Raw genomic sequence first — 3,353 nt, 5'->3', positions numbered from 1 at the left:
ATAACCCGCAAAACCACCAACAGGAACCCGGAGCGCGGGTTGTCGATGCCCGCCCGTACAGTCCCTTCGTGTGGACCAGAACCAGAGCAAAAGGTACAAGGCACACTACGCCCGTTTGATGGATGACGAATCAACTCGGTCACCCCGGCCCCTCCGGACTGACCACGACATCTGCGCGGCTAATCTCTTTAAATGCTTCCGGAAATAGTGGAGCGGTGGAGGATCCGTTTGCGGGACGGCGGGCTCCATCGGTTTTGTCAATATGCGTCAGTGGCCGTCCCATGCCAATGCGTGTTGCTTGCGGTGAGCAGGTCTCGGGTGATTTCTGCTTGCCCTAGATGCTGGCACAACTCCTCGAACACGTGAAACAGGACTCCGCGGCAGGTAGCGGTCCAAAATGCTTCCCATGATGGCGGTACGGCCACCGGTGCCAGATCCATCTCGGTGTTTTGTATGTCGTCGGCGAATGTCGAGCGTGTTTCACGCGCCAGCATCGCGGCGTCAGTGACGGCCAGCCGGGCCGTAAACTCCGCCTCCCGATCCCGCGGGAGCGCCAGGCCAGGATTAACGCTACCGGACCAGCGACGCATCATGCCGCAACAGTGGACGAGAATGGCCACCGGAGAGTTAGCCTCCGGGACGTCGGGCGCAGTGTTAGCCAGCTCATCGTCCAGCCCGACTACGAGTTGTGTTAGCTCGTCGAATTTCATCAGACAGAACATAAGAAGAACGTCATCGCTTGCCATGGGCGGCCTCCTCGCACAGAAACAGGGTCGTTTCAATGCTCCCACCCCCGACGTTCTACAGCGGCCACTGAGGCTCGCCCTGAAGGCGTCACTTGCGGATCCTCCACCGCTCCACTATTTCCGGGGCTGACCGCCAACAAAATTTGTCATTTTCAGAAGTCGTCTGCACCAAATAGCAACAACTACAGGGTCGACACCTCCGCGGTGCCCGTTGTCGGGCCCTTGTTGCTACGAGTGCTGCCACTGAACCCGGTGCAGGTGACTTCTGACATTCCGTGCAGCCGACTTATGAAAATGACACAGGCGTTTGGCTCCGCGGGTCGAATTCGTTCCTCCCTTACGCAGGCGCTGGGCCAGGATGAACGGGGCCGTGTCCTTGGAAGAGACGGTGCCCAGCAGGGCGTTCAGACCGCGGACCCCGGAGTAACCGTATCCGGAGCCCTGTTTGGCGTAGCCGTGGACCTCGATGATCGTGTCGTCAACATCGACGAACACGAAGTCACTGGTCTTAAGTGCTCCCAGCAACGGGGCCCGGGCCGCAAGATTTGCCAGGAAGCGCGAGGCGACCGCGTCCAGTTGCCGGACATGCCCGAAGGTGAAGGACCGCAAGAACGAGCCCAGCGTAGAGGGCGCATAGCAGGCGTTGAAAAGCCGATCCATTCCGCCGTGGCGCAATAAGGCCATGTCATCGATGCTGTCCGCGCGGGCGACCATCCCCGCCACCAGAGACGCGACCTTCAGCCCGGCGTTCGCGCCCTTGTCCGTGGGCACTGACAGCCATTCATCGGCCAACTCCTGCAACCCGGCATCGCGGGCCAATGTCATGACCGGCAGCAGCCCGGCGGCCGACACGAGGTTCGGCTCGTCAAAGGAAACTGACACCGCGGACGGCTTATGGGAAACTTGCATCTACGGAATGTCCTCTTCTGGCCGAAAATTCTGACTGTGGTAAGCCATATTTTTCCCCAGAAGACGGGCATTCGTGTTTAAAACGCCGGACCCGACACCAAACTCATCGGTGGATCAAGGCTTAGGGGTGGAGGAGGACTTTGGTCCACCCGTTTTCGCGCTTGTCGAAGCTCGCGTAAGCCTCAACTGCTTCATCGAGGGACAACTCGTGGGACACGATCCATGAGGGCTTAGATTTCCCGCGGATGATCAGATCCCTCAGTTCGCGGTTGTACTTTTTCACCGGGCATTGCCCGCCGGCGATGCTGATGCCCTTGGCGAAGGCTGCGCCGTAATTGAACGCAACCCGACCTTCCTTGGCCAGGTCATTGCTGGCTCCAGGATCCTCTGGCACATACACCCCGAGAACACCGATATGTCCGGTCGCCCGGACGACTTTCACCAGGTTATCCAGCACCATTTCGGGGTGCTCTTCCCCGGTATGGTCATGTGCCTGGTAGCCGACTGCTTCAATGCCACAGTCGGCACCGAAACCATCGGTTCCCTCCAGAATCGCTTCAGCCGGGTCGGTGTCAGCGAAGTTGATCGCCGTGGCCCCGATCTGCTCTTCACCGGGCATTGCCCGCCGGCGATGCTGATGCCCTTGGCGAAAGCTGCGCCGTAGTTGAACGCAACCCGGCCTTCCTTGGCGAGGTCATTGCTGGCTCCGGGATCCTCGGGCACGTACACCCCGACAACCCCGATATGCCCGGTGGCCCGGACTACTTTCACCAGGTTGTCCAGCACCATTTCGGGGTGCTCTTCCCCGGTGTGGTCGTGTGCCTGGTAGCCGACTGCTTCAATGCCGCAGTCGGCACCGAAACCATCGGTGCCTTCCAGAATCGCCTCAGCCGGGTCGGTGTCGGCGAACGCAACCCGACCTTCCTTGGCCAGGTCATTGCTGGCTCCAGGATCCTCTGGCACATACACCCCGAGAACACCGATATGTCCGGTCGCCCGGACGACTTTCACCAGGTTATCCAGCACCATTTCGGGGTGCTCTTCCCCGGTATGGTCATGTGCCTGGTAGCCGACTGCTTCAATGCCACAGTCGGCACCGAAACCATCGGTTCCCTCCAGAATCGCTTCAGCCGGGTCGGTGTCAGCGAAGTTGATCGCCGTGGCCCCGATCTGCTCTGCCAGGGCAAGGCGGTCGGGTTCCTTATCGACAACAAACACCTGGGAGGCACCTTTGAGGAACGCACTGTGGGCGGCCATCAGACCAACCGGTCCGGCCCCGAAGACAGCAACGGATTTGCCCGGAGCAACCATCGCCAGCTCCGCAGCGTGGTAGCCGGTGGGAAACAGCAACGGATTTGCCCGGAGCAACCATCGCCAGCTCCGCACCGTGGTAGCCGGTGGGAAGAACATCCGACAGCATCGTGAAGTCAGCTTCATTCTCGGTGCCCTGCGGGAGTTTGAGCAGGTTGAAATCCGCCCACGGCACGCGAAGGAGTTCTGCCTGGCCTCCCCAGTAGGGTCCCATCATCGGGTACCCGTATCCGGCTCCTGGGTGGCCTGAAGGGTTCGCGCGGAGACAAGCGGAGGTGTATCCGTTGTTGCAGTTCCGGCAGGTACCGCACGAGAGGTTGAACGGCACTGACACCCGGTCGCCGACCTTGATCCGGTCAACCCCGGCCCCTACGGCTTCGACGATGC

The 3,353-nt window shown here is 60.6% G+C and carries 3 protein-coding genes and 2 pseudogenes; all 5 read right to left on the bottom strand.

Annotated elements, in window-relative coordinates; all coding sequences use genetic code 11:
* Nucleotides 1-257 precede the first annotated feature (257 nt).
* Nucleotides 258-746 (bottom strand): mycothiol transferase, encoded by a 489-nt coding sequence (locus Y704_RS18415; protein ID WP_051476610.1) that lies wholly within the window; start codon nucleotides 744-746, stop codon nucleotides 258-260.
* A 300-nt stretch (nucleotides 747-1,046) separates the two neighbouring features.
* Nucleotides 1,047-1,655, bottom strand: a pseudogene (locus Y704_RS18410) (IS1380 family transposase); the annotation flags it as partial.
* A gap of 121 nt (nucleotides 1,656-1,776) precedes the next feature.
* Nucleotides 1,777-2,097: an MDR/zinc-dependent alcohol dehydrogenase-like family protein gene (locus tag Y704_RS23125; protein ID WP_051476609.1), complete on the bottom strand. Its 321-nt coding sequence runs from the start codon at nucleotides 2,095-2,097 to the stop codon at nucleotides 1,777-1,779.
* The gene (locus Y704_RS25085; protein ID WP_253904208.1) at nucleotides 2,094-3,065 is read right to left on the bottom strand and encodes a zinc-binding dehydrogenase; all 972 of its coding nucleotides are present in this window, start codon (nucleotides 3,063-3,065) and stop codon (nucleotides 2,094-2,096) included. The genes Y704_RS23125 and Y704_RS25085 overlap by 4 nt, the downstream gene beginning before the upstream one ends.
* Nucleotides 3,066-3,189: 124 nt before the next feature.
* Nucleotides 3,190-3,294, bottom strand: a pseudogene (locus Y704_RS25080) (hypothetical protein); the annotation flags it as partial.
* Nucleotides 3,295-3,353: the final 59 nt, after the last annotated feature.

The sequence above is a fragment of the Arthrobacter sp. Br18 genome (assembly GCF_000520555.1).
Lineage (GTDB): Bacteria > Actinomycetota > Actinomycetes > Actinomycetales > Micrococcaceae > Arthrobacter_D.
This window is presented reverse-complemented; position numbering and strand designations above follow the sequence as displayed.

Excerpts from the sequence above, each read along its gene's own strand:
- Y704_RS18415 (WP_051476610.1), bottom strand. The coding sequence starts at position 746 with ATGGCAAGCGATGACGTTCTTCTTATGTTCTGTCTGATGAAATTCGAC.
- Y704_RS25085 (WP_253904208.1), bottom strand. The coding sequence starts at position 3,065 with ATGTTCTTCCCACCGGCTACCACGGTGCGGAGCTGGCGATGGTTGCTC.